The following is a 23,083-nucleotide window of genomic DNA, read 5'->3' as shown; positions in this document are numbered from 1 at the left end:
GCAGATGGTGCGGATGGCGGAGGGTTACGCGGCGGTGGGCACGGCCTCCGCTTCCCGGGTGCCGGAGTCGGGGGTGTCGCGGTGGCCGGTGTGGTGCCGGGCCAGGGCCAGCACGCAGACCGTGGTCAGCAGCAGGAGCGTGATGTAGTAGCCGACCACCGGCCAGTGACCGCCGCCGCGGGTGAGCAGCCACTGGGCGACGAACGGGGTGGACCCGCCGATGACGGTGCTGCACAGCTGGTAGGCCAGGGACACGCCCGTGTAGCGGACCTCGACGGGGAAGGCCTGGGACAGGAAGCCGGCCAGCAGCGCGTAGTAGCTGCACCCGGTGAGCACGCCCAGGGCCAGCCCCACTGCGATCAGGGTGCTGTTGCGGGTGGCGATCAGGAGGAACATCGGCACCGCGACGACGATGTTGGCGATCAGGGCGCCCGCCATCAGCCGGACGGTGCCCACGCGTTGCGCGAGCAGTGCTGCGAGTGGCTGCCACAGGAACTGCAGGACGGCGAGGACCAGGAGGATGTTGAGCATGGTCTGCCGGTGCACCCCCAGGTCGCTCGTGGCCCAGGAGAGAACGAAGGTGTTGGTGAAGTAGGCGGACGAGATGCCCATGGCGCTGGCGCCGACGCCGAGCAGGACCAGCGGCCAGGACGTGCGCAGCAGCTCGACCACCGGGATCTTCGGAGTGGCGTCCTTCTCCTTCTCCTGCTGCTGCTTGGCAGCTTGGAACTCGGTGGATTCGGCGACCTTCAGCCGGATGACCAGACCGATGACCACCAGTACGGCGGAGAGCAGGAAGGGAACGCGCCAGCCCCACGTCAGGAATGCGTCGTCCGGCAGCTGCCCCACGGCGATGAAGACGAGGGTGGCCAGGATGGAGCCGGCCGGTGAGCCCTGCTGGACCCACATACCGGCGAAACCGCGCTGTTTGCGCTCGGTGTTCTCGGTGGCCATGAGTACGGCGCCACCCCACTCACCGCCGACCGCGATCCCTTGGACGGCGCGCAGCAGGACCAGCAGGACCGGCGCGGCGACGCCGATGGTGGCGTGGGTGGGCAGCAGGCCGATGAGGGTGGTGGCGGACCCCATCATGACCAGGGTGGTGACGAGGACGTTCTTGCGCCCCACCCGGTCGCCGATGTGGCCGAAGATCAACCCGCCGATGGGGCGGGCGAGGAAACCGACCCAGAAGGTGGCGAAGGCGGCGAGCGTGCCGGCGGCGGGGCTCGCACTGGGGAAGAACAGCTTGCCGAACACCAGAGCGGTGGCGGTGCCGTAGATGTAGAAGTCGTACCACTCGACGGCGGTCCCGATGAAGGACGCGGCGGTGGCACGTCTGGCGCTACGGCCAGGGGTGGGTGCGGTGTGGGGCATGGCTGACTCCGAGGGTGAGCGACGGTGCCGGCGGATTCGACCTGTACGCGGCGCGAGACGACCAGAGGCTCTGCGCTGACCGCGACGCTGCGGGTGCCCGTTCGATCGGTGTGATCCGGTGCGCCCAGTGTCATAGCCGACCAGCCATACGGTCCAGTACCTTCTGAGCTGCACTGTCATACCCCAGAGGCATGGCACTCCACAGGTGACCGAAACAGACATGGGAGGCGCGATGGAGCTGAGGGTCCTGCGGTATTTCCTGGCGGTGGTCGACACCGGCTCCATGACGGCGGCCGCCGCGCGCGTCCACGTGGCTCAGCCCTCCATCTCACGGCAGTTGCGCTCCCTCGAACGTGAGTTGGGCGCGGAACTGCTCAGGCGGACCAGCACGGGGGTCCAGCTCACGGCGGCGGGCCGGCGCTTCGTGCCCGTCGCACGAGACCTCACCCTGCGCGCCACACGCGGCACCGAACTGCTGCAGGCCGTCACCGGACAGAGCCCCCTACAGTTCCGCGTGGCCTGCCCCGCCTCCACCATCGCGCACGTCGTGGCCCCGTTCGTCGCCGAGCTCGGCGGCCCCTTCGCCGACGCCCGGGCCTGTGAACCCGCCCAGGTCTACGACCGTTTGACCGCCGGCGACGTCGACATCGGCATCTCCACCAGCCTGCCACCCGGAGGTATGGCCGCGCAGCGCCTCGGCGACCGCAGGATCAGCGCCCAGATCCCCGCCTCCCATCCCTTGGCCCGGGAAGGAAGCGGCGACCTGGAGCTGGCGAGCGTGCTGGCCCACCCCGTCATCGTGAACAGCCGCGCCAGCGCCGTGCGACGCGCGCTCGACAGTGCCCTGTACGAACAGGGCACCCCGCTCCGCCCCACGTTCGAACCGCAGTCCGAGGCCATGGCCCAGGCGCTCGCCGCTGCGGGCCACGGCGTCTGCATCGTCGTCGACCACCCGCAGTTCGACCTGCACACCCGCCCCCTGACCTGCCAGGGCCGCCCCCTCGCCATCTCCCTGTACGCCGGGTGGGACCCGGACCACTACGCCCACGACGAAATCGAATCGAGCATGCGCGAACTGTCGGCCTGGCTCAGAGCCAACGACGGCGGCAGGAAACCGGGCAGCCGCGCCGAACCCGGTGACGGACAGCAATGATGTCGGCGGTGGGACGTGATGCGCCGTGTGCTGCATGCGCTGGGGGTGTTGCCGGTCGACCGCCGCACGTCGCCGAGGCGAGGTTGGCCTCTGCGCCGGGGCGGTCAGTCACCACGATATGACTGACCATCAGTTCACCGTGGTGCTGGTGAGTTCCTCTCGGAGGTAACGGCGGAATCCCTGCGCCAGGGGCTTGAAGCCGCAGGCTTCGTAAAAGGTGTGCACGTACTCGTCGTCGGCTGCCAGCAACTGAGCCTTGTAGCAGCCGGCTGCCTCGCCCAGTTGTACGGCAGCCTCCATCAGCCGCTGCCCGATGCCTTGGCGCTGAACGGAGCTGGCGACCACCACGTTCTCCACGAACAGAATCGCCCGCCCGCCGCGCGTGAGCGGCTACGACGCCAATCAAGTGGACGTCTTGAGGGCGTCTCAGCCCGCATCCTGTGCCGCGGCTTCACCGGCCGAGTGGACCGAGTCATCATGCAACGACGGAACGTGCTCCCTTTGGCCCTGGTCATCAGTGATGCCAGTCCTCGGCGGTGAGAGTGTCACGGGTTTCCGGTGCCCAGGCCAGACTGACGACCGTGCCGAGCAGAAGCACCAGCGCCATCCACCCCATCGACCAGCCGACGCCGAGGTGGCTCAGGCTGACCGGCAGGACGAAAGTGCCCACCGCCGAAGCGGCTCGGCTCGTGCCGTTGAGGAAGCCGACGCCCGAGCCGCGCAGCGCGGTGGGGAACAACTCGGGCGGGTACACCTGAGTGATGTTGGAGGCCCCGGCCATCACGAAGGTGTAGACGAGGAACGGGACCATGAGCACCCAGCCTGAAGCGTCGCTGAGGACGGCCATGGCGGCCAGGCAGACGGTGAGAATCGCGAAGGTGCCGATGGTGAACGGCCGTCGGCCCATCCGCTGCACCGGCCACAGGCCGATGATGCCGCCCAGGAGCAGGGCCAGGTTCAGCGCCAGGTTCTGGGTGTCGGCATCGGAAATGTCCATGGTGCTCAGGATCAGTGACATGAAGGTGTAGATCGCGAAGTACGGCAGCACCTGGGCGCTGAAGAAGATGACGCCGAACCACGTCTTGGCCGCCTGGCCGCGGGCGAACAGTTCACGGTAGCGGGCGGCGGGCGGCTGCTCGCCGGCCGCCGCCTGCGCGGCCTCGGCGCCGGCCTCGGACTGTCCGAGGTACTTGCGGCGGATCTGCACTGCCTCGGCGGCGCGGCCGCGGGTGGCCAACCAGCTGGGAGACTCCGGTATCCCGATCCGCAACAGCAACACGAGGACAGCGGGCAGCGCCCCGCTCGCCAGCAGCCAGTGGGCGGCATTGCCGGTGATCGGAATGTAGGTGCCGAGGATGTTCGCCAGCACGTAACCGACGGTCCACAGGACGGTCAGTGAGCCCAGCAGGACGCCGCGCAGCCGACGCGGGGCGAACTCGGACAACAGGGTCGGGCCGACGGCGTAGTCCGCGCCCAGGCCGAATCCGATCGCCAGCCGGAGCAGGAAGAGGACCAGCGGGGTATGGGCCCAGAACTGGGCGGCGGAAGCGATGGCGATGAGCACGAAGTTGTACAGGTACAGCTTCTGACGCCCGATCGCGTCCGCCACCCGCCCGAGGACGATGCTCCCGAAGAACAGTCCGATCAACGCGGAGGCGCCGAGCAGCCCCTGCCAGACACCGGAAAGGCGCATGGTCGTGCTGAGCACGGGCAGGACCGCGCCAATGATGCCGAGGGCATAGCCGTCGGAGAAGTTCGCACCGAAGGTGGTGGCTGTCACCCGAAGATGGAAGTTGGTCATCGGTTCCGTCGGGGCGGCACCCGAGGGATCCCTTGCTATGAGGTCGTGTGTCGCCTGCGCATCCATGGGCATGCGTGTCTCCCGACAGCTCTGGTACGGGGCGCCGACGATGTCGGCACCCCGTTGCGCGCTTACGCTCTGATTCGGTCCCTTGCCGGATGTCCCCCGCCCGGGAGACGTGATGATCTACTCCCACATGTCGGTACTCGCCGGTCGGGGACGATGCAGGAGTGCTGGTATTTGGCCGGGTGGGGGGCGGGACGTTCAGCACAGGTGACCGGTCAGGCGCTACGGCCGTAAAAGAGCTCCTGGGTCAGCGTGTTCATCTTGTCGTCAGGCTTCGTGGAGTAGGCAAGCACAGCGTTGATACGGGTGGTGTCCCCCTGCACAGGGGTCACTCGGTGCAGTGAGTACTGGCCGCGGAACAGGCTGAGTGTGCCGGGCTCGTTCGGGAGTGTGATCCGGCCGGGCTGGTCGTCGTGGAGCGCGGCCACGACCCCCGCCCCGTTCTCGTCGTCAGGGCTGCGCAGGCGGTGGTGGTACTCGTAGGCACCGCCCGCAGAGGCAGGCTGGAGCATGAGCGTGACCGCGAACGGTGAGCGGTCGAAATGCCAGCCGAGTTCGTCACCTTCGTCGAAGAGCATCAGCGACGCGGCACCCAGCGGATCCGCGTACCGATGGATTTCGGGCATGTCGAGGGCCTGGCCGAGGAAGTTCGTGAGGGCATCCCACTCGTAGGCGATCCGCAGGGCCGAGTCGGGACCGACGAGGTCCCAGGCGATCGCAGACTTCGAGGAGTGCTCAAGCAACGAGAGCGGGTCATCGGGCGCGGAGGCCTCCGGAACGGCCTCGAAGTACACGTTGTGCTTGGCGTCGGTGCGGAAGGCCTGCTTGCGCTTGGCGACCGCCTCCGCCGCAAGCTGCTCCACGGCCGCCGGCCGGACGAATCCGGGCAACTGGCAGGCACCCTCGAAGGCCAGGGATGCCCGGCAGAAGGCCACCAGGGCCTTGCCCTTGGGGCTGTCCAGACGGTCGATCGGGTAGCGGTCGAGATCAATCACCTGCGACGCGCGTGCGGTCTGCTGCGACTCGGTCATGGCGCTTCCTTCCAAGGGGAGGAGTTGGTGTGCGAGAAGGTTCCCGCCCCTGGTCCATCACGACAAGCGTGGTTATTTTCTACTCACCATTCATTTTGCTTATGGGGGTTACGGTGACACAGCTCTGGGCGCGCTTGGACATCCGTCACTTCGTGACGCTCGCCGAGGTAGTGCGCACGGGATCCTTCACGGCCGCGGCGGAGTCCCTCGGCTACACGCAGTCGGCGGTCAGCCAGCAGATCGTCCGGCTGGAGACCCTGATCAACCACCAGGTCGTGAACCGTTCCTCCGGCGGCAGGGCCCTGTCGCTCACGCCCGCGGGGCGGGTACTGATGCAGCACGCGGACACCCTCACCATGACGCTGCAGCAGATCGCAGCTGACGTCGCGGCGCTCTCCGACGGCACGGCCGGGGTCCTGCGCGTCGGCTGCTACGAGAGCGTGGGCGCCCATCTGCTGCCACCTGCTCTCGCGGCCTTCAGGCGGGATTTTCCCAAGATTCAAGTGAAGCTCACCGAGCTGCCCGACGACGGCGACCTGCTCGATCAGGTCCAGCAGGACGACCTCGACCTGACCTTCGTCGTATTTCCGCTGACCGAGGGCCCCTTCGCGGCGCGCGCACTCCTCGAGGACCCCTATGTCCTCGTCGCGGCCGAGGACTCACCTATGGCGAACGCGATCGAACCCGTCGTCCTCGACGACTACCCGGACGTCGCGCTGACGACCTACGCCGATCTGCGTCCCGTGCACTCCATGGAGTCACGGTTGGGTCGCCCCGGCTACGCGGACCGGGTGGTGTTCCGAAGCAACAGCACCGCGACGCTGCTCAGCCTGGCCGCGCAGAACTACGGGGTCGCGTTTGTCCCGCGCATGGCACTGGGCCCCTGTACGACCGGTATTCGGGTCCTTGAGCCTGCGAGGGTCAGCCCTCGGGTCATTGGCATCGCCTGGCATCGACACCGGCCGCTCAGTGATGCCGCGGCCGCCTTCATCGAGGCGGCCGCGGCAGTCGCCTGCGAGGTTGAGGCACGAGCTCAGGGCGGACCTCGCGGGCGGCACGGTTGAGGGCGAGGACGCGGCATGGGTGGTTCCCGGCTCGCCCGCCGGGCTGACGACGACAAGCGGCCTTACGAGCCACGCGGGGCTGCCTCCGACGGCGCGGACTGGGTGATTCCCGCCTCGGGCGAAACCCTGTCGCGGAACGGCAACGAGGCCTTCAGCGCCGACGACTTCGGACTCACCTTCATCAACCGGGAGTTCGGCTCCGCCCTCATCGAGGGACGCAAAGCCCGACACGGTTGCGGCCGACCGACCAGGGCGGCTGACCTGAATACTGAGGTCCGCAGAGCGGACCCCAGTACTCCGTGCTTGTCCAACATGGTGACAGTCGATCTCGCCGACAGCGACCTGGAGCAGCCTGCCTTCCGGGTGGTTCGGGAACGCGGCGCGCTGTACCGGGAGCTGCTCACCGAGCAGGCTGCAGCCCGCCATACCGGCCGGCCCGTGCCTCTGGTGCTCATGGCGATGAGCGGATTGCCGAGCAGCTCAAGAGGCAGCCCCGGCAATAAGTCATCTCACTACGACGTTGTCCCCGGCCGAAGTCGACGGCCCGGTGGTGGTGTTGCCGTAGTACACCCAGCGCCACGTGCCCGTCTTGGACGCCTTCACGGTCGTCTTGAGATTACCCGAGCCGTTCGCGTACACCTTTTTCACCGTGGTGTAGGAGGTGGCGCCGGTGGGCTTGAACTGCAGGCTCACCAGGCGGCCCGCGTAGGAGACGTACTTCCTGGTCTGCCAGTCGGCCCGCGTGACCTTTCCGGTCACGGTGATGGTCTTGCCCTTGGACACCGGTTCGGGCGAGGCGTTGACGGTCAGGCGGGAGTTGCGCTTGACGTAGGCCGTGAGGCCCTCGTCGTCGGTGTCACCGCCGCCACCCTCGAAGTGCACCTCGGCCGCGACCTTCCAGGCTCCGGCCTCGCTGTTGCGCATGTCCCATTCGCTCGGGTCGAAGTACATCGTCTCCTTGATGTCGCAGACGCTCGAGCTCACCCTGATGCAGTCGCTCGTCTCGATGGCGTGCCACAGTCGATCATCCGCACTGCCGCGGTACAGGAACACCGCCGGCCACTTCCACTTGTGGGTGGTGGCCATCCGGAAGGAGGTGGGCACCGCGACCTCCTTCGACACCCCGATCACGATCGGCTTGCCGCCGTTCACCTGGACACGGGTGAACGAGACCCCACCCTCGGCAGCCCCGGCCGGCCCCGCGGCCATCGCCGTGAACACCGCCGCCGCGCCACCTGCCACGACAGCTCTCCAGACCTTCTTCCCCACCTGATCCCCGATCTCGTTACAGGAAGACGCCGGAGGCTCATCCTCCGGCGCCTTTCAGACAGCTGGGATCCACAAGGAGTTGTACACCCGGTGATCACGATCGGGCATCAGACGACCTTCGCCCCGCACGAGGCGATGCACCCTGTTGCGCGCAGGATGCCTCAGGACCTCAGGACCTCAGGACCTCAGGGCCTCAGGCGAGGTGCTCCACGGCCGTGAGGTGGTACGTGGTGTCCACCCAGAACCCCTGGCCTGTGTCGGCCTTGATCTCCAGGACGTACTGGCCGGGCACGAGTGGGTCCACCGCGCCCCACAGGCCCCAGGTGTGCCGCCGGGTGAATCCGGTACGGAAGGAGCCCGCGAACTGCGACAGGATCAGCTCCACCCCGTTCAGGTGGGCGGTCGCTTCGGCCACCGGCATGGTCAACGGCGTCGCAGAGTGGCTGTGCGTGTGCTGCATGTTGATCACTGGGAAGAAGAGCGGGCGCCCGGCCGGTATCTCGCAGGTGCGCACCACCTTGCCGCCGTACGTCCCCGCCAGGAACCACAGGTCGCGCGGCTGCTTCCACCCGGCGTGCTCACCGGTCTTGTCCCGAACGGGGCTGAGTTCCTTCGGCGCCGACAGCGCCCACTTCCACCAGCGCCCCGCCAGTTTTCCGCCCTCGTCGTCCGTCAGCTGCCATGTTGTCCCGGCCGGCGCCTCGGTCATTGCGTCCCCACCCTCGCACCAGGGCCCCGTCGTCCGGGGCTCTTGATCAAGGGCGGACTTTATCCGGGTCCCTGCCGAGCCGGTGCGGCAGGCCACCGCACCGTCGCCGCCCCTGCCGACGATGTCGCCGAGCCCGGGTGCCAGATCGCCTGCCTCGCACATAACGACCGGCTCGGACTGGACACGGGTCCCTCCCTGGCCTGCCCTGGACCGAAGTAGGGTCCGTGCAGCGAAGGGGGAGTTCTATGGAGCGGGCCCGAGTCCTGCTGCTGGACGCGGCTCCGGGTGAGTTGCTTGCTCGGGAACTGGAGCGTCTGCTCGGCCACGGGCTGGCCGTCACGCTGAATCTCCGGCGGGTCGCCGATCACGCCGGGGCACGCGCTGCCTGGGCGGGCCGGATGGATTTCACCGACTTCGATGCCTTCGACGAGTCCGCGCTGCTCGCCGAGACCGTCCGCGACGGGCGCGGCTACCACGCGGTCAAGTCCCGTGCCGGTGTGCCGCTGCGCGCCGCGTTCCTGGCTGCGGCGACCGACACCATGCTGGCCAACCGGCTCCGCGTGGTCGGGAGGGCCGGGGCGGGCACCGATCATGTCGAGTTGGCGGCCGCGGCCCGCCACGGAGTCGCGGTCACCCATACACCGGGGTCCAACGCGAACGCAGTCGCCGAGTTCACCCTGGCCCAGCTACTGACCCTGACCCGAGATCTCTCTGCCTACAACGAGGCCTCACACGCGTGTAGTTGGCGCACGCCGGCCGCACCGGCGGTGGAGCTGTCGGAGCTGACCCTGGGCATCGTGGGGCTGGGCCGGATCGGCCTGGCACTGGCCGAGCGGGCGACCGCCCTGGGCATGCAGGTCCAGGCCCTCTCACGGCGCCCGGCCAAGGCATCGGTGCCCGGGGCCTGCTCCCTCACGTCACTGCTGGCGACCAGTGACGTGGTCTCCCTCCACCTGCCACTCACTTCGCAGACTCGAGGGCTGATCGGGCGGGCGGAGCTGGCGTTGATGCGTCCGGGAGCGATCCTGCTGAACACTGCGCGGGGTGGGATCGTGGACGAACACGCGCTGGCCGAGGCACTGCGCGACCCCGCACACCCGCTCGTGGCGGCCGCCATCGACACCTTCGAGCACGAGCACGCCGCCTTCACCTCGCCGCTCGCCGGTCTGCCCAACGCCCTGCTGACCCCGCACGTCGCCGGAATGACCAGGAACGCCATGGCCACGGCCGCCCTTCGCTGCGCGGACCACATCGCGGCCCTGCTCGCCGACCGCCCGGACGGCGTACCTGTGGTGACAGCGTGACGGTCACAGTCAACGCGATGAGGCCCGCCGCCCCACAAAGCCGGGCGTACCACTGCCCGTAGTTCTGAGCCGTTCGCCGCAGCGGCGGAGCTGGCCGAAGTCGTGCATCCAGAAGCTCGTACGCTCGGCCCCTGAGTATCCGTCAGCATGGATCGTGGTCTTCGCGCCGCGCTTGGCGATCCCGGCGGTGGGCGCACGGGTCTTCAGGCCAAGGCGGACCACGCTGTACTCGTACCCGGCATCCAGGCTCGGCCGCGGATGCACGTGGCGTCACGTCGGCCCGCCGGTGCCGGAAGCGGCGGCACTGGCCCGCGCCCGCGAACTCCCGCTCCCTGAAGGCCCGTTCTATGGCTGGGTGGTCGGCGAGTCAGGCCTCGCCACCGGCCTGCGCCGCCACTGGGTGACGCAGGGCGCGCCGAAGGACCACATCATGTTCTACGGCTACTGGAAGTACTGACTGCTCAGCGGTCAAGCTCCCGGTGCGCGCTCTCCGGCAGCCGCAGATACACCGCGGACGACACGAGGCACAGGACGGCGACGTACCACGGGAACAGGCCGCTGTGCCCGATCTCCTTGAACCAGGTGCCCATGTACGGTGCCGTGCCGCCGAACAGCGCCACCGTCAGTGAGTAGGGGAACCCGATCCCGGCCGCCCGCACCCGAGCCGGGAACACCTCGGCGTTGACCGCCGCCGAGATCGACGTGAAGCCGGTGAGCAGCACCATGCCCGCGCACTGCGTCAGCAGCAGCGAACCGAACGACCCTGTCAGCGCGTGCAGCAGCGGCACGCTCAGAAGCGCGAACCCGAGCCCGAAGAACAGCAGCAGCGGCTTGCGGCCGAAGCGGTCGGAGAGCAGCCCGCCCACCGGCTGCAGCAGCGCGAAGAACGCCAGCGAGATCGTGCCCGCGAGCAGCGCCTGCGACTTGTCGATGTCCGTGTTCAGCTCCGCGTACGTCGGCAGGTACGACGTCCATGTGTAGTACGCGAGCGTGCCGCCCGCCGTGATGCCGCAGATGAGGAGCGACTGGCGCGGGTGATGACGCAGCGCGTCGAAGAGGCCGGGCCGCTCGTGGCGCTCGCTGCGGGTCTCTTGCGCGCCCTGTCGGATCCAGAACCCGACGAGGCTGAGCACGGACCCTGCCAGGAACGGCACTCGCCAGCCCCAGCCGTCCATCTGTCCGTCGGCGAGGACGCTCACCAGAAGTGCGGCAATGCCCGACGCGATCAACTGGCCGATCGACGTGGACACATACTGGAAGGACGAGAACAGCCCGCGCCGGCCAGGGCCCGCCGATTCCACGAGAAAGGTCGTCGACGCCGCGAACTCGCCGCCCACAGAGAGGCCCTGGAGCAGCCGGGCCAACACCAGGACGATCGGAGCGAGGACGCCCACGGCCGCGTACGTCGGTGTGATGCCGACCAGCAGACTGCTGCCGCCCATGAGCAGGATGGTCACCGTGAGCGCGGCACGGCGGCCGTGCCGGTCCGCGACCGCGCCCATCAACAGACCGCCGACGGGCCGCATGAAGAACCCGACGGCGAAGACGGCGAACGTCGACAGCAGCGGGACGAGCGAGTTGCCGGTGCTCTTGGGAAAGACCTGATCGGCAATGTATGTCGCCAGGAACGTGTACGCGTACCAGTCGTACCACTCGACGGCGTTGCCGACGGAGGCGGCGAGGAGTTGGCGGACAGGGTGAGCGGGGCGGGTAGCGGTCGTGGCGGTTTCTGTCATGATCCTGTCCCGTTCCCAGGAGAGCCCCTGTTCAAGCGCAGGTTGAGGCAGCCGACACTTTGCCTTCACCCGCGTCGCCCCCCCCGCAGCCGACCGGCTGTGCCGTTTGGTGCGGCCGTAGATCAAAACCAAACTTACGGGCGCTGAGTCAGCAAAAAGTCAGCACGAGCCCGAGGTCGGTACATTGCCTTACATCCCTGAGCAGCTCGCCCGCGGCATGGGCACCTTCGCCGAGCCGTGCGGCTGCAGCCAGCCCACGCGTTGCCGGCACTCCCACTTCATCCGGTACCGCGATGCGGCCGGCAAGCAGCGAGAAGAGACCGGTTTCCGCACACAGGGCGACGCAGCCAGGGAACGGCTCGTCGAGCTGTACGCGCGAGGGGCCCTCTCGCATCAAAGGCAGAGCTCAACCGCCACTACGGGTAGGTGCGGTGTCGAGGACCTTCGCCGGAGGCTACATGGGCTGACAGCGGCGACTCTCGGGCAGCACCGGCGCTTCGTCCGCGACGTTTAATGACACCCCCACCGCTCCGCCGCCATGATCCAAATCGCGGCCATCGATCTCGTTACCTGCTGCCTCACCCACGAAAAATTCCCCACCTGGCGTGACACCTAACACCAGACCAAACAGACAACGCCGAACCAACGCCCACTAAGCTGCACGGGGGCTCGTGGGGTGATGGTTCCGCACGTGGCAGACGACCCCCGGGGGAGAAGCGAGGGATGCCGGTGATTTGCGTCGGAGGCATGATCGGGATCGGCAAGACGAGCGTCGCCGAACTGATCGCCAAGGACCTGGGCAGCGACGTCTTCTACGAGAGCGTCGAGGACAACCCGATCTTGCCGCTCTTCTACACGGCGACTCCCGAGGAGATCCAGGCCAAGCGGTACCCCTTCCTGCTGCAGCTCCACTTCCTGCAGACACGGTTTGCCTCGATCAAGGAGGCATATAAGAAGGGCGACAACGTCCTCGACCGTTCCATCTACGAGGACTGGTACTTCGCCAAGGTCAACCACGATCTGGGCCGCATCAGCTCCCTCGAAATGCGGGTGTACGAGGGCTTGCTCGACGAGATGATGCGCGAGATCGAAGGCCTGCCCTACCGCAAGGCGCCGGACCTCATGATCTACCTGCAGGCGGACTTCGAGACCGTGCTGCACAGGATCGGCCTGCGGGGCCGCACCTTCGAACAGGACGCGAGCCTCATCGAGTACTACCGGACCCTCTGGTCCGGCTACGACGACTGGGTGCACCAGCACTACTCGGCCAGCGAGGTCCTCGCGATCGACATGAACAAAACCGACGTGGTGAACAACCCCGAGGATGCGGCCCGAGTGGTCCGCGCGGTCAGGGATGCCCTGGCACAGGCTCGACGCCCGGTGGCATGACCTGCCCCGGATCCCCAGGCCTCCCACTCGAACGTCCGAGGGGATCGTATGGACCGGCGGCCGGGATACCGAGGCACGTGTGACCTGTCGGCCAGGGCGCGACGCGGCATGATTCCGAGCGCGGCACGAATACGTCCTTAGGCAGCCGTGGGTGTGGCGCGGCGTCAGCGGCGGCGCGGTACTGGCATGACAGCCAGTTCCTGCTGGCGGTCCGCCTCGAGGTCCGCGCTGATGTCGTCGCGGTAGGCGGGCTCCAGGGCCAGGTTGTGCCACCGCGGTCTGGTGTTGCTGCAGTGGGGGGCAGACCTCTCCCGCAGTTAGCGCGACTCTGCGCGAACCGCGTGTTCGAGGTGGTGTCTGTTTGCTGGTAGTGCGTGCGGGAACGCGGAGGCCATGTCATTCATCGCGAAGCTCAAGGAGAGGCGGGACGCACGCATAGCGACTCTGCGTGCGAACGCCGAAGCAAAAGCCATGTCGCGAGGCGCCCCGCCTGACGAGGTGTGCAAGGCAGGCGAACGGGCTGTTCGCAGTCGAAATCGCGGCGGCGTCATGGGATCCATCGGCGGCTGACGCGGGGCTGATGTGTGCGGGGCGGTGCGCATTTCTTGTACGCGCACCGCCCCGCACAGATCAGCTCACTGGGACGCTGAGCGTTGATCGTTTTCCGATTCTGGGCAAGTTCAGTGCGCCGTCACCGCTTTTTGTCCTCTGGGTTGGACTCACGAGGCCGGATCGACGTGCAACTCGGGATGATCGTCGGATTCGCACCTCTCGACGAACGCCGCGAGGCGTTCAGGCTGCTGATCGCGGTGCTCACGATTGCCGACGCGCGACGCCGTGAGCGCTTCTGATCCGGCGGCTGCAGTCACTGGCGGCACAGACTGTCCGCCGCCTGAAGCCCAGCACCGCACTCCCGAAGGCCACTTCTCGGTCGAACGACTTCCGGGGAGCGGATCAGTCCCACCAGAAGTCCCAGTGGTGGGCACTGGTGATCTGCTCGGCGTATGCGGCCAGGGTGTACGGCCTACTGCCCTGCCAGATGTTGTCCGGGCAGAAGGCGAAGTGCTCTGCCGCGACCAGGAGAGCTTCGTACTCGCTTACCGGTGGCGCGGCGACGCTGAGGTGCAGAGTGGAGAAGCCGACCGCGACGACACGAGCACCGAACCGGTGCTCCCAATCTCGGATGACCGCGGAGAATTTCGCGGTGTCGTTGTCGTAGTTGCAGGGGCCGGCCCAGCCCATGGTCGCCAGCGCCTCGGCACCGGATGCTGCGGCGACGAGCCCCAGACGTGTCTGGGGGCGGTCGGCGAGAAACCATTGCGCGAACTCGGCGGCCAGCTGATCGGGGTTCGGTGCCATCTCCCTGCTGGGCGCGAGCCCGGGCCAGGTCTGCCCGAAGGGAGCCGTGACGGCGAGGCGTCTGTCGGCGTCCAGCATGTCGTCCTCGTCGACCGCTACGTAGGTGTCCCACCACCGTGCCAGAAGGCCGGCAGAGTCATGGCTCGCCGGGGAGGACATCTGCTCGGGATAGAGCTCTCCGGATCCCCACGGTCGGAAGACGCCGCCGTTCGGATCCTGCGAGTCGAGCAGCAGCGGCCATAGGCCGGAGCGTGTGTGTTCGGCCTGCATCTGCGTCCACAACGCGATCTCGGCCGGTCCGCCACTGAGCCACAGGGGCTGTACGTTTCCGTCACCTTCATCGGACGTGACCATCCGACCGGGCGGAAGGCGACCCTCAGCGGAATCGGCGAGCAATCCGGTCAGGTGTCCCGCCTTTCATGGCGCACACCCTAACGATCTCGTGCATGGTTGGCAGGTGGGCCTGGCGGAAGCTGGACCACAGCCCCTGTATTGACGTCACTGGGCGTGCGGTGGGACGGGTGGGATGCGTACCTGCCACTGGAGGCTTCAGTGGATGCCTCCTACACCCCGTCCCGGAACATGACCTCAGGCTCGGAGGCTGTGGGGCCGTCGAGGATCGGCCGTGGCAGCTCCCGCAGATGGCGGTCGAAGAAGGCGGTCACGTAGTCGCGAGTGATCGACCACCCGCGCACGCCCGAGAGCGGTACGGCTGGATCCGACAGGCCCAACTGGTCCGCCAGATAGGGAAGGTCGGTGAAGGAGAAGTGCTCGGCACCGGTCACCGTCAGCCACCGTTTCCAGCCGTGCAGGTGGCTCCAGGCTTCAGGCCAGTCGGTGTCGTGGCCGTCGGGACCGTGCGTGGAGTCGGCGCCGAGCATCATGAACGGGCGGCGGCCGAGCCCTGCTCCGGCGGGGTGGACGAAGAAGTCACCGTCAAGATCGACTCCGGCACGTACGCGGGGGTCCGCGGCCATGGTGGCCGCGGCAGCCGCTCCACCGATCGAATGCCCGGCGATCCCGATACGGCGAGGGTCGATCATGCCCGACAGGACCCTGGTGCGCTGATAGCTCGTCAGTTCGTCGATCACATAGGACAGATCCGCAGCCCGGCCACGCACGGCCAACGCCTCCTGCGCGGGCGTGTTGACCTGCTCGCAGGCCGCGCACGTCAGGATCCGGCCTCCCGGGAATTGCGTGCCGACAGATTCGTAGGCGTGATCCACGGACGCGACGACGTAGCCGCGGCCGGCCAGATCGTCGGCCAGCGCGGTGAGCGTGCTGCGCGGCATCGAGAACCCAGGCGAAAGCAGCACCAAGGGAAAGCGCCCCGACGCGGGAGAAGCCGAGACCTGCGCGTGGGTACGGGTTCCGGCTACGGTTGCAGCCGGAACGACCCCGCCAAGTCCTCTGGCCTCCAGAAGGAGTTGTGCCTCGTCGACGGCCATGTACGCCGCTCGTCGACCACCGGTCGAGCGTGCCGGGTAGGACACGGACACCATCAGCTCCCGGTTCGCGGCCATCGATACCCACGGGTCGGCACGATGCCGGTCGACCAGGTGCAGGACGCGGCGGCCTACCGGGTACGGGCCGGCGGGAGGCGGTAAAGCCAACTCGCACCCATCCGCGCCCCGGTCCGATAATGGCCGACTGTGAGTCGAGGAGGTGGAGGCGGCACCCAGGAGCGGAGCGGACAGTCCGAAAGTGAGCAGAGTGGCCAGAGCAGCCCGGCGAGATCTTGTGGTCATGGAACCGAAGCTAGGACTCGTCCGCTTCCCGATCGTCCGTCCACAGCGGTATTCGGCGTGCGACCGAAGGCTGACCCCGGTGGGCCGGATTGCACCCGCAGGTCAGGGTGGACGAACGCACACGGCATCCTCTGGCCTTCGGCCAGGAATGCATTCTCAGCTTCCGGCCCGAACCGGGGTCACACGGCGAGGGCGCCGCCGACGAAGGTACGTTCTGGCGGTGACGCCACGAGTTCGACCATGGTGCCGGCGTGGAGGTCATCGCCGGCGACGCGCGTGATCGCTTCGGTGAGTGCGACGCCGAGGCGCGCGGTGATCTGGGCGGCGCCGGGACGGTCGAAGACGCTGCCCCGAGCACCAACGGCTCCTGACCCCAGCCCCGCTACCGCCAGGCCCCCTACGAACAGGAGTAAGGACCGTGAGTGGCGACGCAGACCGCGAAGACCTCGGACGTGATCCGGCCACGTGGACACTCGACCAGATGCAGAGGTTCGTCCAGAACGCCCGTGGCCGGCAGCTTGAGACAGTACGCGTCGCGGCGCAGGGACGTGCCTACGACTCAGCCCACCCACAAGAAGCCCGCCGCCAGTGGGCGAAGCTTTCGTTGTTCGCCAACCGGCTCATGCTCGCCGACGGCGAGGGACACCTGATGCCGGTCACCCAGCAGGACTTCATGCTCCGGATGTGGGTGATCGACAGGCTGGGTCCCGACGACACGGACCCCGACTGGAGCCCCGACGCGCTGGCGACCGACACGCTTGACGCGCTGACGATCACACCTGCACAGGCGGCCGTCCTCGCCGACGGATGGCGCGATCTGGCCATCGAGCAGATCCACCAGCTTCGTTGGCACAAGAACCTGACGGCCCATCTGGAGATCCTGCTCGGCTACCTGAAACCTGGACGCACCCACGATCAACTGGCGGCTTGGACCCATACCCGTCGACTGCTGCCGTGACCGGCCGGCCATAACCAGGGCATCCCAACAGGCAGGCTCCAAATCGAAGTTCAGGGAAGTGACCAGGCCGAACCGATATGGCACCGGCCCATACGGGGCGGGGCTAGTCCGATGCTCGGCGGCCGTTGATGACAGCGCGAACGGCGCGATCGCCGCGAGGGTCGGCCAGCAGGCGGGCGATGTCCCACCATCGCAGCAACAGCGCCGGATAGTGCGGCGGGATCGCGTTCATGAGGTCCTGATTGAATCGTGCGCGGATGCTCTCGTGGCGCAGGGCGGTGTGGATGTCGTCCAGGGACGGCGGGCGGTGGCGGATGGTGGGCGGCAGCCTGGCCTCGTACTCCGGTGCCAGCTTGCGGCCGGGACTGACCATGACGTTCCCGCCCAGCGCGGCGGCAACGTCGTTCTCCAGTTCCTCCTGGACCTGCACGGCACGTTCCCACCAGTAGTCACGAAAGGCGGTGACGGCCTCGGAGTCGGCCAAGTCCAAGGCATCGCGCCGCTGGTCGAACTCCGCACGTTCATCACCGGGCAAGGCCTCCCGGATCGCGCCGAGAGTCTTCGCAGGATGGCGCGGCGAGGCCTGGCCAAGGTGGTGCGCCCACTGGTTCTTGTCCTCCGTGTTCGGAGGGTCTCCCCACACCAGGGCGCCGCCCATCATGCCGGGCTTCTCCGGGCCGGCCGCCGCCAAGGGGGCTTCCAGGCTGACCGCCATGAGTTCCAGGTAGGCGGGCAGCGACTCGTACTCCCGCTCGCGCTCCCCGAACCTGGTCCACTTGCGCACCTCCCCGCTCTCACCGTCCAGGTAGAGGCCGTGGACGGTGTCGGCGGGGCTGAAGGAGCAGAACGGTATCCAAGATGGTTTCCACAGCACCATGGAATCCTCGTCCTGACCGTTCTCCTCCTGGATGCGCATCTGCATTTGGTGTACCTCCATCACGGCGTCGAGCGGCATCAGGGCCCAGGCGCCCAGCATGAGCCCGGATCCGTCTACGCCGTCCTCGCCGGCGGACAGCCTCCACATGGCGCTCAACTCCTCCGGAACGCTCACGCCGAGGGCTTCTTCCAGAGCTGTGATCTGGTCGTCGGAGGCGCCGGGCTTGAGGGCCGCGTACGAGGGCGGGGCGTACTCGGCCAGCCACTCCATGATCCGGCTCCATGCCCGGGTGACTCGCTCGCCTGCTGGTGCGTCAGTGGTCATGGTCACCACGCTCGCATTGCGCCGCGGCCCTTCTCACAGCGGGGCCCGAGAGCCATATAAGGGGCCGTGAGATGTGGCGGTGTTGAGCAGTGAGAAGCCACGTCCGCCCCGCCGTAGGCTTCCGCTGGTCCATCCGGTCTCCGTCGCCAAAGCCCTTCGTTGCGCGTCCTCCGGCGGCGCTAGCAGCTGGGCAGGTACTCCCGACACCTGCGCTGCTGGGTCCCTCATCATGGATGGGTGACCTCATGGATGCGTTGTTACTGGGACGAGGAAGACGTCTGGTTCTACTTCGAGCTCGACTCGGAAAGCTGGGTGATTCGGCAGCTCGAGCTCCAAGGACCGGAGCTGACTCCTATCGCGGCCGCCGCCCTCCTCGAATGGGAGCAGGCTCGCGAGGCCGGTCGTCTGGCCGAGTACGGCAGCATGTTCGGAGGCACGGCGGAACTGCCGGTCTCGGAGTGGGAAGGACACGATCCGCAACCGCTGACCTGCGAGGAGTTCGAAGAGGTATGGAACGCTGCCCGCCGACGGATCACAGATCGGGCGGCGCGGAACGGGTCGTACGGGCCGTGAGGGAATGCCACCCGCCGTGCGACAGGGATTCTTTGGTCACCGCGTGAGACAGCCTGGGGCCCTGCTGGTCGGCGCCGTGTCCTGTGACGCGAGTCGCGAGATCCGGGGACCGACGGCGGCATGCGGCCTCACAGGTCACCTTGTGGGCAATTGCCGTAGGACTCGGACACCGGACACAGGCGGTGGCCGTCGGTCTACCAGGGGCTCCAGATGCTCGTTGAATGCGATGGTGTCGGAAGAGGCGCACCTTATGTGGTGAAGGCTGTTACTCAGAGGGCGAGTTGGGTTTACCTGTGGGTGTGGTGCTCGGCGTGCTGGGGCTTTACGATCGCTCCTCGATCACTGGAGAGAGATCGGTACGGGGGCGGGGGATACGGATGGACTTCTTGATCGGGCTTTTGTTGATCGTGTTCGGTGCTCCGCTGGTCGGGCTGGCGGGCCACTGGCTGGAGGGCTCGGGCAACGAGACTGCCGGCAAGGTGGTGTCGATCGGCGGGTATCTGGTGGTGCTCGGCATCGCGGCATGGCTGATCATCGGAAGCTTCTGACACAACCCTCGTGGCCCCTTCCGAGTCGGGCCGACTGTGGTGCCGCGGGGGCAAGGTGAGCGGGATTTGACGCCGTTGATGGATCCAGTGATCGCGGGTGCGGTGGTCGCCCTCGAGAGCCGTGTACTCCTGGTCCGCGGAGCTGTCTCGGAGTGCGCTCTCCTGTGGCAGCTCTCGGCAGGCAAGACCGACCCGGCCGAGTGCGCACTAGTCGATTGCACCAGCACGCCGTCGGGACACGTTGTATAGGGATCCGAACTGTGAGCCTGACGACCATGCCGCCGAAAATCACGGACCAGTCACCCGAATAGTGAACTTCCCTTAGCTGTGGGACATATGACTGGCCGCCATACCTAGACCTCAAAGGAATGTGCCCGTTCGGTATAGCCTGCCCGCGCCCCACGTCAGACCGATACCGAGGAGACACCCCCCCCCATGCCCCGCCCCGCCGACACCCCCCGCACGCCCACGGCCGGCACCCTCCATCACGTCGAGATCTGGGTCCCCGACCTCACACGGGCCATCGCCCAGTGGGGCCGGCTCCTGGAAAGCCTCGGCTACACGCTCCACCAGAACTGGGACAACGGCTGCAGCTGGGGCCTGGAACACACCTACCTCGTCTTCGAACAGTCACCCGCCCTCACCCGCCACCGCCACGACCGGTGCGCGCCCGGACTCAACCACCTCGCCTTCCACGTCCCCACCGCCGACGAAGTCGACACCCTGACCCAGAAGGCACTCGACCACGGCTGGAGCCTGCTCTTCCCCGACCTCCACCCCCACGCCGGCGGAACCCACCAACACGCCGCCTACCTGGAGAACACCGACGGCTTCGAGATCGAACTTGTCGCCCACCAGTGAGCATCTGCCCGGAAGCAGTGGAGTATGCCGAGGGCGCCGCGGCGCTGTCCGTGCAAGAACGACAGGACTGTCGGGATCGCGAAGTCGGGCGACGCAGTCACCGGGCGATTTCCCAGATGTGACCGCCGGGATCACGGAAGCTGGCGGTCCGTATGCCCCAAGGGCGGTCCATGGGGCCGTTGAGCAAGGTGACCCCGCGGGCGGCCAGTTCCTTGCACATCGCGTCCACATCGTCCACCGGCAGGGTGAGTTGGAGACGCGAGCCGGCCTCAGCCTGGGCAATGCGAGCGGGAGCGATGAGATCGCGTGCAGCGGTGGCCTTCAGCAGGTTGATCATGGTGTTGCCGAATTCGAAGACAGCTGAGTTGCCATCCTCTAAGGCCACCGGAAGTCCGAAGACCTCCCGGTAGAACCGCTTCGTGGCGTCCAGATCCTCGACGAAGAGGGTGATCGCGCTGATGCCTGTGGGCCATGAGGTAGTGCTCGCCGTGTCTGTCACAGCTACAAAGGATCTGCGAGCGGGAGAGCCACGTATAGAGGTCGGATCGAGCGATCTTCTCGCGACAAGAAATGGGTCTGCTTCACGGGCAGGTGACATCTGAACTAGTGCCACATCAGACAATGTTCACAGGTCGTCGCGACAGGCGCCATCACAGTCCTGACCGCCACACCGTTCCGGCGTCGGCCACCGTGTTCCCGAGGGAGTCAGGAGAAGGCGACTGTGCTGATCGCAGCTCTCCACGTGTGGCTCTGATCAGCGGGGGCTTTTCCGTCCTCCTTCACCAGTCCCGGCTCGCAGTCAGCTCCTCCGCATCCGCGTCAGTGAACCCGTACGCCGATGCGACGAAGCAGAACTCATCACAGATCCACTCCCGCGCGACCGTCTCGATCTCGCTCCCGGCTGCCACGAACTCCCTCGCCAGCAGGTTGAACTCCTCCGTCGCGGCCTCGGTGAGTACGTACAAGGCCTCCAGGTTCGCCGGCTTCCCATCCTCAATGCGCTCGCACAACTGCAGCAGGATCGCCTTACCCTGATCGACCACGTGATCAGGGAAGTACGGGTCGACATACATCTGCTGCAGAAACTCGTGTCCCGCTACCTGCTGGTTTGTGATCGGCATGATGCTTCCCTACTCCACGAAAAGCTGACGCGCCGATCATGCATCGCACCACTGACAAACGATGCCCTCATCGATGCCAGCCCCAGCCCAGCCCGTACGGCCGCTCACTGGTGCACGCCACCCGGGGGCCGTCACCACCAACGCTCCGCAACAGCGGAGTTCGTGACCGTCCTCGACCGAGGAACCATCCGACGCTGTGGTCACGTCTTTCCCACTGATACGTGAAACGTGCTGATGTACATGAAACCGGGCGTCCTGTACCCGCCCGTGAAGGGGGAGGCATGTCTCACACACAGTCGCTCGACGATCTGGCCCGGGGCCTTGCGCAACGGCTCGGAAACGACCGTGTGTTCCGGCAGGGCGACGGGCCCTACGCCGATGCGACGACATTGTGGAACGGTGCGGTGACCGTGCGCCCCGCCCTGGTCGTACGACCGCGCAGCGATGCGGAGGTGGCCACTGCCGTGACCGCTGCACAGCAGAGCGGAGTGGGCCTGTCCGTACGCGGCGGAGGACACGACTGGGCGGGCAGGTCCCTGTGCGACGGCGGCCTGGTGATCGACCTCGAAGCGATGCGTGAAGTGAGCATCGTCGACGGCACCGCGGTGGCGGGAGGCGGAAGCCGAGCCGGCGACCTCGTCGCGGCCGCCGCACCGCACCGGATGAACGTCGCCACGGGAACCGCCGGTGTCGTCGGCATGGCCGGCCTCACCCTCGGCGGAGGCTACGGCCCATTGCTGGGCACCGCCGGTCTGGCCGCCGACAACCTGCTCGGTGCCCGGGTCGTACTCGCTGACGGCCAGGTCGTCTCCACCGACGACGACCCCGAACTGCTGTGGGCGCTGCGCGGTGGAGGCGGAAACTTCGGCGTCGTGACGTCCATGCGCATCCGCCTCCACCCGGACCGAGGCCTCACCGGCGGAATGGTCCTCTTCCCCTGGGCGGAAGCGGCGACGGTTCTCGCGGGCTGCACCGAACTGTTCGCCGGTGCGCCCGACGGCCTGGGACTCCTCTTCGAGATGACCGTGGTACCCGAGGTCGGGCCGTGCCTGCTGGCCGTACCGGTCTGGTCCGGTGAGCCGCATCGCGCCGACGCCGCCCTTGAGGAGGCGCTGCGGCTCGGCACACCGGTGATGAGCACCGTGGCCCCCACCACGCTCAAGGACCTGCTCGCCCAGTTCGACCAGAGCGTGCCCCACGGCATGCACTGGGACCTGCGCACCCGCACCATCCCCGCACTCACACCCGACATCATCGACGTACTGACCGACGCCGCCGAGGCACGCCCCGGTCCGGGAGCCGGTATCGGACTGCGCCGGTTCCATGGCGCGGCCACCCGCGTGGGAGCCGACGACACCGCCTTCGGCCTGCGCACCGCACACATGGTCGTCGAGATCTCCGCCGGCCGCGGACCGCACGACCCGGCCGGTGCCTACCGGGACTGGGCCGATGCCCTCAGCACCGCACTGACGCCTTACGCCCTGCCCGGCGGTTACCCCAACTTTCTTGCACCTGGCCAGGACGAACAGATCGCTCACGCCTACGGCACACACGCGCCCCGCCTGGTCGCCGCGAAGCAGACCTACGATCCCCAGGGCGTTTTCACCGCCACGCCGATCCCCAACCACAAATTGCTGCAGACGTATCCCGCTTAAGAGATGTCCGCTGTGCAGTGCCGAGCGGACATCTGTTTCGATGGGCCGATGAACGGGCCGTGCCGTTCGCTCCTGCACGACGGGGCTGCACTGCTGTCGGCCGGGGAGCCGCCGCAGCCTGTCCGTGGAGGCGGCGAACCTCTGGGGACAGGTGGCCGGCCAA

Annotated in this window: 23 protein-coding genes; 11 read left to right on the top strand and 12 right to left on the bottom strand. The window is 67.5% G+C overall.

Features of this window, described 5'->3' with window-relative positions:
* Positions 1–24: 24 nt before the first annotated feature.
* Positions 25–1,374, bottom strand: coding sequence for an MFS transporter (locus tag ACFVDP_RS08365; RefSeq protein ID WP_383485263.1), 1,350 nt, complete (start codon positions 1,372–1,374; stop codon positions 25–27).
* Between the two features lie 232 nt (positions 1,375–1,606).
* Here ACFVDP_RS08365 and ACFVDP_RS08360 point away from each other — a divergent pair, with 232 nt between their 5' ends.
* Positions 1,607–2,527: a LysR family transcriptional regulator gene (locus ACFVDP_RS08360; protein ID WP_383485261.1), complete on the top strand. Its 921-nt coding sequence runs from the start codon at positions 1,607–1,609 to the stop codon at positions 2,525–2,527.
* A gap of 129 nt (positions 2,528–2,656) precedes the next feature.
* Here ACFVDP_RS08360 and ACFVDP_RS08355 read toward each other — a convergent pair whose 3' ends face one another.
* The 3 genes from ACFVDP_RS08355 to ACFVDP_RS08345 all read right to left on the bottom strand — a co-directional run bounded on the left by ACFVDP_RS08355 (position 2,657) and on the right by ACFVDP_RS08345 (position 5,425).
* Entirely contained in the window at positions 2,657–2,884 is a 228-nt protein-coding gene (locus ACFVDP_RS08355) for a GNAT family N-acetyltransferase (protein WP_383485259.1), read from the bottom strand.
* 157 nt (positions 2,885–3,041) lie between these two features.
* Positions 3,042–4,400, bottom strand: coding sequence for an MFS transporter (locus ACFVDP_RS08350; RefSeq protein WP_383485256.1), 1,359 nt, complete (start codon positions 4,398–4,400; stop codon positions 3,042–3,044).
* Between the two features lie 209 nt (positions 4,401–4,609).
* Positions 4,610–5,425 carry a hypothetical protein gene (locus ACFVDP_RS08345; protein WP_383485253.1) on the bottom strand — a complete coding sequence of 272 codons (816 nt, stop codon included), beginning with the start codon at positions 5,423–5,425 and terminating at the stop codon, positions 4,610–4,612.
* Between the two features lie 113 nt (positions 5,426–5,538).
* Here ACFVDP_RS08345 and ACFVDP_RS08340 point away from each other — a divergent pair, with 113 nt between their 5' ends.
* Complete coding sequence (locus tag ACFVDP_RS08340; protein WP_383485250.1) at positions 5,539–6,489, top strand: LysR family transcriptional regulator; 951 nt, start codon at positions 5,539–5,541, stop codon at positions 6,487–6,489.
* Between the two features lie 504 nt (positions 6,490–6,993).
* Here ACFVDP_RS08340 and ACFVDP_RS08335 read toward each other — a convergent pair.
* Positions 6,994–7,758 carry a hypothetical protein gene (locus tag ACFVDP_RS08335; RefSeq protein WP_383485247.1) on the bottom strand — a complete coding sequence of 255 codons (765 nt, stop codon included), beginning with the start codon at positions 7,756–7,758 and terminating at the stop codon, positions 6,994–6,996.
* 193 nt (positions 7,759–7,951) lie between these two features.
* Positions 7,952–8,467, bottom strand: a complete 516-nt coding sequence (locus ACFVDP_RS08330; RefSeq protein WP_383485245.1) for a hypothetical protein — start codon at positions 8,465–8,467, stop codon at positions 7,952–7,954.
* Between the two features lie 245 nt (positions 8,468–8,712).
* On the opposite strand from ACFVDP_RS08330, the gene ACFVDP_RS08325 reads away from it, so the two are divergent.
* Positions 8,713–9,771 (top strand): NAD(P)-dependent oxidoreductase, encoded by a 1,059-nt coding sequence (locus tag ACFVDP_RS08325; RefSeq protein WP_383485242.1) that lies wholly within the window; start codon positions 8,713–8,715, stop codon positions 9,769–9,771.
* A gap of 154 nt (positions 9,772–9,925) precedes the next feature.
* Complete coding sequence (locus tag ACFVDP_RS08320) at positions 9,926–10,228, top strand: SIP domain-containing protein (RefSeq protein WP_383485239.1); 303 nt, start codon at positions 9,926–9,928, stop codon at positions 10,226–10,228.
* 4 nt (positions 10,229–10,232) lie between these two features.
* On the opposite strand, the gene ACFVDP_RS08315 is transcribed toward ACFVDP_RS08320, so the two are convergent.
* On the bottom strand, positions 10,233–11,507 hold the full coding sequence (locus tag ACFVDP_RS08315) for an MFS transporter (RefSeq protein WP_383485236.1): 1,275 nt from the start codon (positions 11,505–11,507) through the stop codon (positions 10,233–10,235).
* A gap of 723 nt (positions 11,508–12,230) precedes the next feature.
* On the opposite strand from ACFVDP_RS08315, the gene ACFVDP_RS08310 reads away from it, so the two are divergent.
* Both ACFVDP_RS08310 and ACFVDP_RS08305 read left to right on the top strand, forming a co-directional pair.
* Positions 12,231–12,896, top strand: coding sequence for a deoxynucleoside kinase (locus tag ACFVDP_RS08310; RefSeq protein WP_383485234.1), 666 nt, complete (start codon positions 12,231–12,233; stop codon positions 12,894–12,896).
* Between the two features lie 713 nt (positions 12,897–13,609).
* Positions 13,610–13,747, top strand: coding sequence for a hypothetical protein (locus ACFVDP_RS08305; protein ID WP_383485231.1), 138 nt, complete (start codon positions 13,610–13,612; stop codon positions 13,745–13,747).
* Between the two features lie 103 nt (positions 13,748–13,850).
* On the opposite strand, the gene ACFVDP_RS08300 is transcribed toward ACFVDP_RS08305, so the two are convergent.
* Together ACFVDP_RS08300 and ACFVDP_RS08295 are read right to left on the bottom strand one after the other, a co-directional pair.
* The gene (locus tag ACFVDP_RS08300) at positions 13,851–14,609 is read right to left on the bottom strand and encodes a DUF4253 domain-containing protein (RefSeq protein WP_383485228.1); all 759 of its coding nucleotides are present in this window, start codon (positions 14,607–14,609) and stop codon (positions 13,851–13,853) included.
* A gap of 209 nt (positions 14,610–14,818) precedes the next feature.
* Positions 14,819–16,003: an alpha/beta hydrolase family protein gene (locus ACFVDP_RS08295; protein ID WP_383485225.1), complete on the bottom strand. Its 1,185-nt coding sequence runs from the start codon at positions 16,001–16,003 to the stop codon at positions 14,819–14,821.
* 418 nt (positions 16,004–16,421) lie between these two features.
* Here ACFVDP_RS08295 and ACFVDP_RS08290 point away from each other — a divergent pair, with 418 nt between their 5' ends.
* Positions 16,422–16,961, top strand: coding sequence for a hypothetical protein (locus tag ACFVDP_RS08290; RefSeq protein ID WP_383485222.1), 540 nt, complete (start codon positions 16,422–16,424; stop codon positions 16,959–16,961).
* A gap of 103 nt (positions 16,962–17,064) precedes the next feature.
* On the opposite strand, the gene ACFVDP_RS08285 is transcribed toward ACFVDP_RS08290, so the two are convergent.
* Positions 17,065–18,162, bottom strand: coding sequence for an SMI1/KNR4 family protein (locus ACFVDP_RS08285; protein ID WP_383485219.1), 1,098 nt, complete (start codon positions 18,160–18,162; stop codon positions 17,065–17,067).
* A gap of 237 nt (positions 18,163–18,399) precedes the next feature.
* On the opposite strand from ACFVDP_RS08285, the gene ACFVDP_RS08280 reads away from it, so the two are divergent.
* From ACFVDP_RS08280 to ACFVDP_RS08270, 3 genes are all read left to right on the top strand, one after another.
* Entirely contained in the window at positions 18,400–18,735 is a 336-nt protein-coding gene (locus ACFVDP_RS08280; RefSeq protein ID WP_383485216.1) for a hypothetical protein, read from the top strand.
* A 377-nt stretch (positions 18,736–19,112) separates the two neighbouring features.
* Entirely contained in the window at positions 19,113–19,283 is a 171-nt protein-coding gene (locus tag ACFVDP_RS08275) for a hypothetical protein (protein WP_383485214.1), read from the top strand.
* A 435-nt stretch (positions 19,284–19,718) separates the two neighbouring features.
* On the top strand, positions 19,719–20,144 hold the full coding sequence (locus tag ACFVDP_RS08270) for a VOC family protein (RefSeq protein WP_383485211.1): 426 nt from the start codon (positions 19,719–19,721) through the stop codon (positions 20,142–20,144).
* Positions 20,145–20,241: 97 nt separating this feature from the next.
* Here ACFVDP_RS08270 and ACFVDP_RS08265 read toward each other — a convergent pair whose 3' ends face one another.
* Positions 20,242–20,643 carry a VOC family protein gene (locus ACFVDP_RS08265; protein WP_383485209.1) on the bottom strand — a complete coding sequence of 134 codons (402 nt, stop codon included), beginning with the start codon at positions 20,641–20,643 and terminating at the stop codon, positions 20,242–20,244.
* Between the two features lie 280 nt (positions 20,644–20,923).
* Positions 20,924–21,265 (bottom strand): DUF5713 family protein, encoded by a 342-nt coding sequence (locus tag ACFVDP_RS08260; RefSeq protein ID WP_383485206.1) that lies wholly within the window; start codon positions 21,263–21,265, stop codon positions 20,924–20,926.
* A gap of 281 nt (positions 21,266–21,546) precedes the next feature.
* On the opposite strand from ACFVDP_RS08260, the gene ACFVDP_RS08255 reads away from it, so the two are divergent.
* Positions 21,547–22,920, top strand: coding sequence for an FAD-binding oxidoreductase (locus tag ACFVDP_RS08255; protein WP_383485204.1), 1,374 nt, complete (start codon positions 21,547–21,549; stop codon positions 22,918–22,920).
* Positions 22,921–23,083: the final 163 nt, after the last annotated feature.

Source organism: Streptomyces sp. NPDC057694, from assembly GCF_042799415.1.
GTDB lineage: Bacteria > Actinomycetota > Actinomycetes > Streptomycetales > Streptomycetaceae > Streptomyces.
Note: the sequence above shows the minus strand (reverse complement) of the source record. Positions and strands in the feature narration are given on the sequence as shown.

Coding starts and splice junctions, on each gene's coding strand:
- ACFVDP_RS08310 (WP_383485234.1), top strand. CDS start 12,231: ATGCCGGTGATTTGCGTCGGAGGCATGATCGGGATCGGCAAGACGAGC.
- ACFVDP_RS08330 (WP_383485245.1), bottom strand. CDS start 8,467: ATGACCGAGGCGCCGGCCGGGACAACATGGCAGCTGACGGACGACGAG.
- ACFVDP_RS08275 (WP_383485214.1), top strand. CDS start 19,113: ATGGACTTCTTGATCGGGCTTTTGTTGATCGTGTTCGGTGCTCCGCTG.
- ACFVDP_RS08365 (WP_383485263.1), bottom strand. CDS start 1,374: ATGCCCCACACCGCACCCACCCCTGGCCGTAGCGCCAGACGTGCCACC.
- ACFVDP_RS08350 (WP_383485256.1), bottom strand. CDS start 4,400: ATGCCCATGGATGCGCAGGCGACACACGACCTCATAGCAAGGGATCCC.
- ACFVDP_RS08360 (WP_383485261.1), top strand. CDS start 1,607: ATGGAGCTGAGGGTCCTGCGGTATTTCCTGGCGGTGGTCGACACCGGC.
- ACFVDP_RS08260 (WP_383485206.1), bottom strand. CDS start 21,265: ATGCCGATCACAAACCAGCAGGTAGCGGGACACGAGTTTCTGCAGCAG.
- ACFVDP_RS08300 (WP_383485228.1), bottom strand. CDS start 14,609: ATGGTCACGTCCGATGAAGGTGACGGAAACGTACAGCCCCTGTGGCTC.
- ACFVDP_RS08345 (WP_383485253.1), bottom strand. CDS start 5,425: ATGACCGAGTCGCAGCAGACCGCACGCGCGTCGCAGGTGATTGATCTC.
- ACFVDP_RS08315 (WP_383485236.1), bottom strand. CDS start 11,507: ATGACAGAAACCGCCACGACCGCTACCCGCCCCGCTCACCCTGTCCGC.
- ACFVDP_RS08255 (WP_383485204.1), top strand. CDS start 21,547: ATGTCTCACACACAGTCGCTCGACGATCTGGCCCGGGGCCTTGCGCAA.
- ACFVDP_RS08285 (WP_383485219.1), bottom strand. CDS start 18,162: ATGACCACTGACGCACCAGCAGGCGAGCGAGTCACCCGGGCATGGAGC.
- ACFVDP_RS08295 (WP_383485225.1), bottom strand. CDS start 16,003: ATGACCACAAGATCTCGCCGGGCTGCTCTGGCCACTCTGCTCACTTTC.
- ACFVDP_RS08270 (WP_383485211.1), top strand. CDS start 19,719: ATGCCCCGCCCCGCCGACACCCCCCGCACGCCCACGGCCGGCACCCTC.
- ACFVDP_RS08325 (WP_383485242.1), top strand. CDS start 8,713: ATGGAGCGGGCCCGAGTCCTGCTGCTGGACGCGGCTCCGGGTGAGTTG.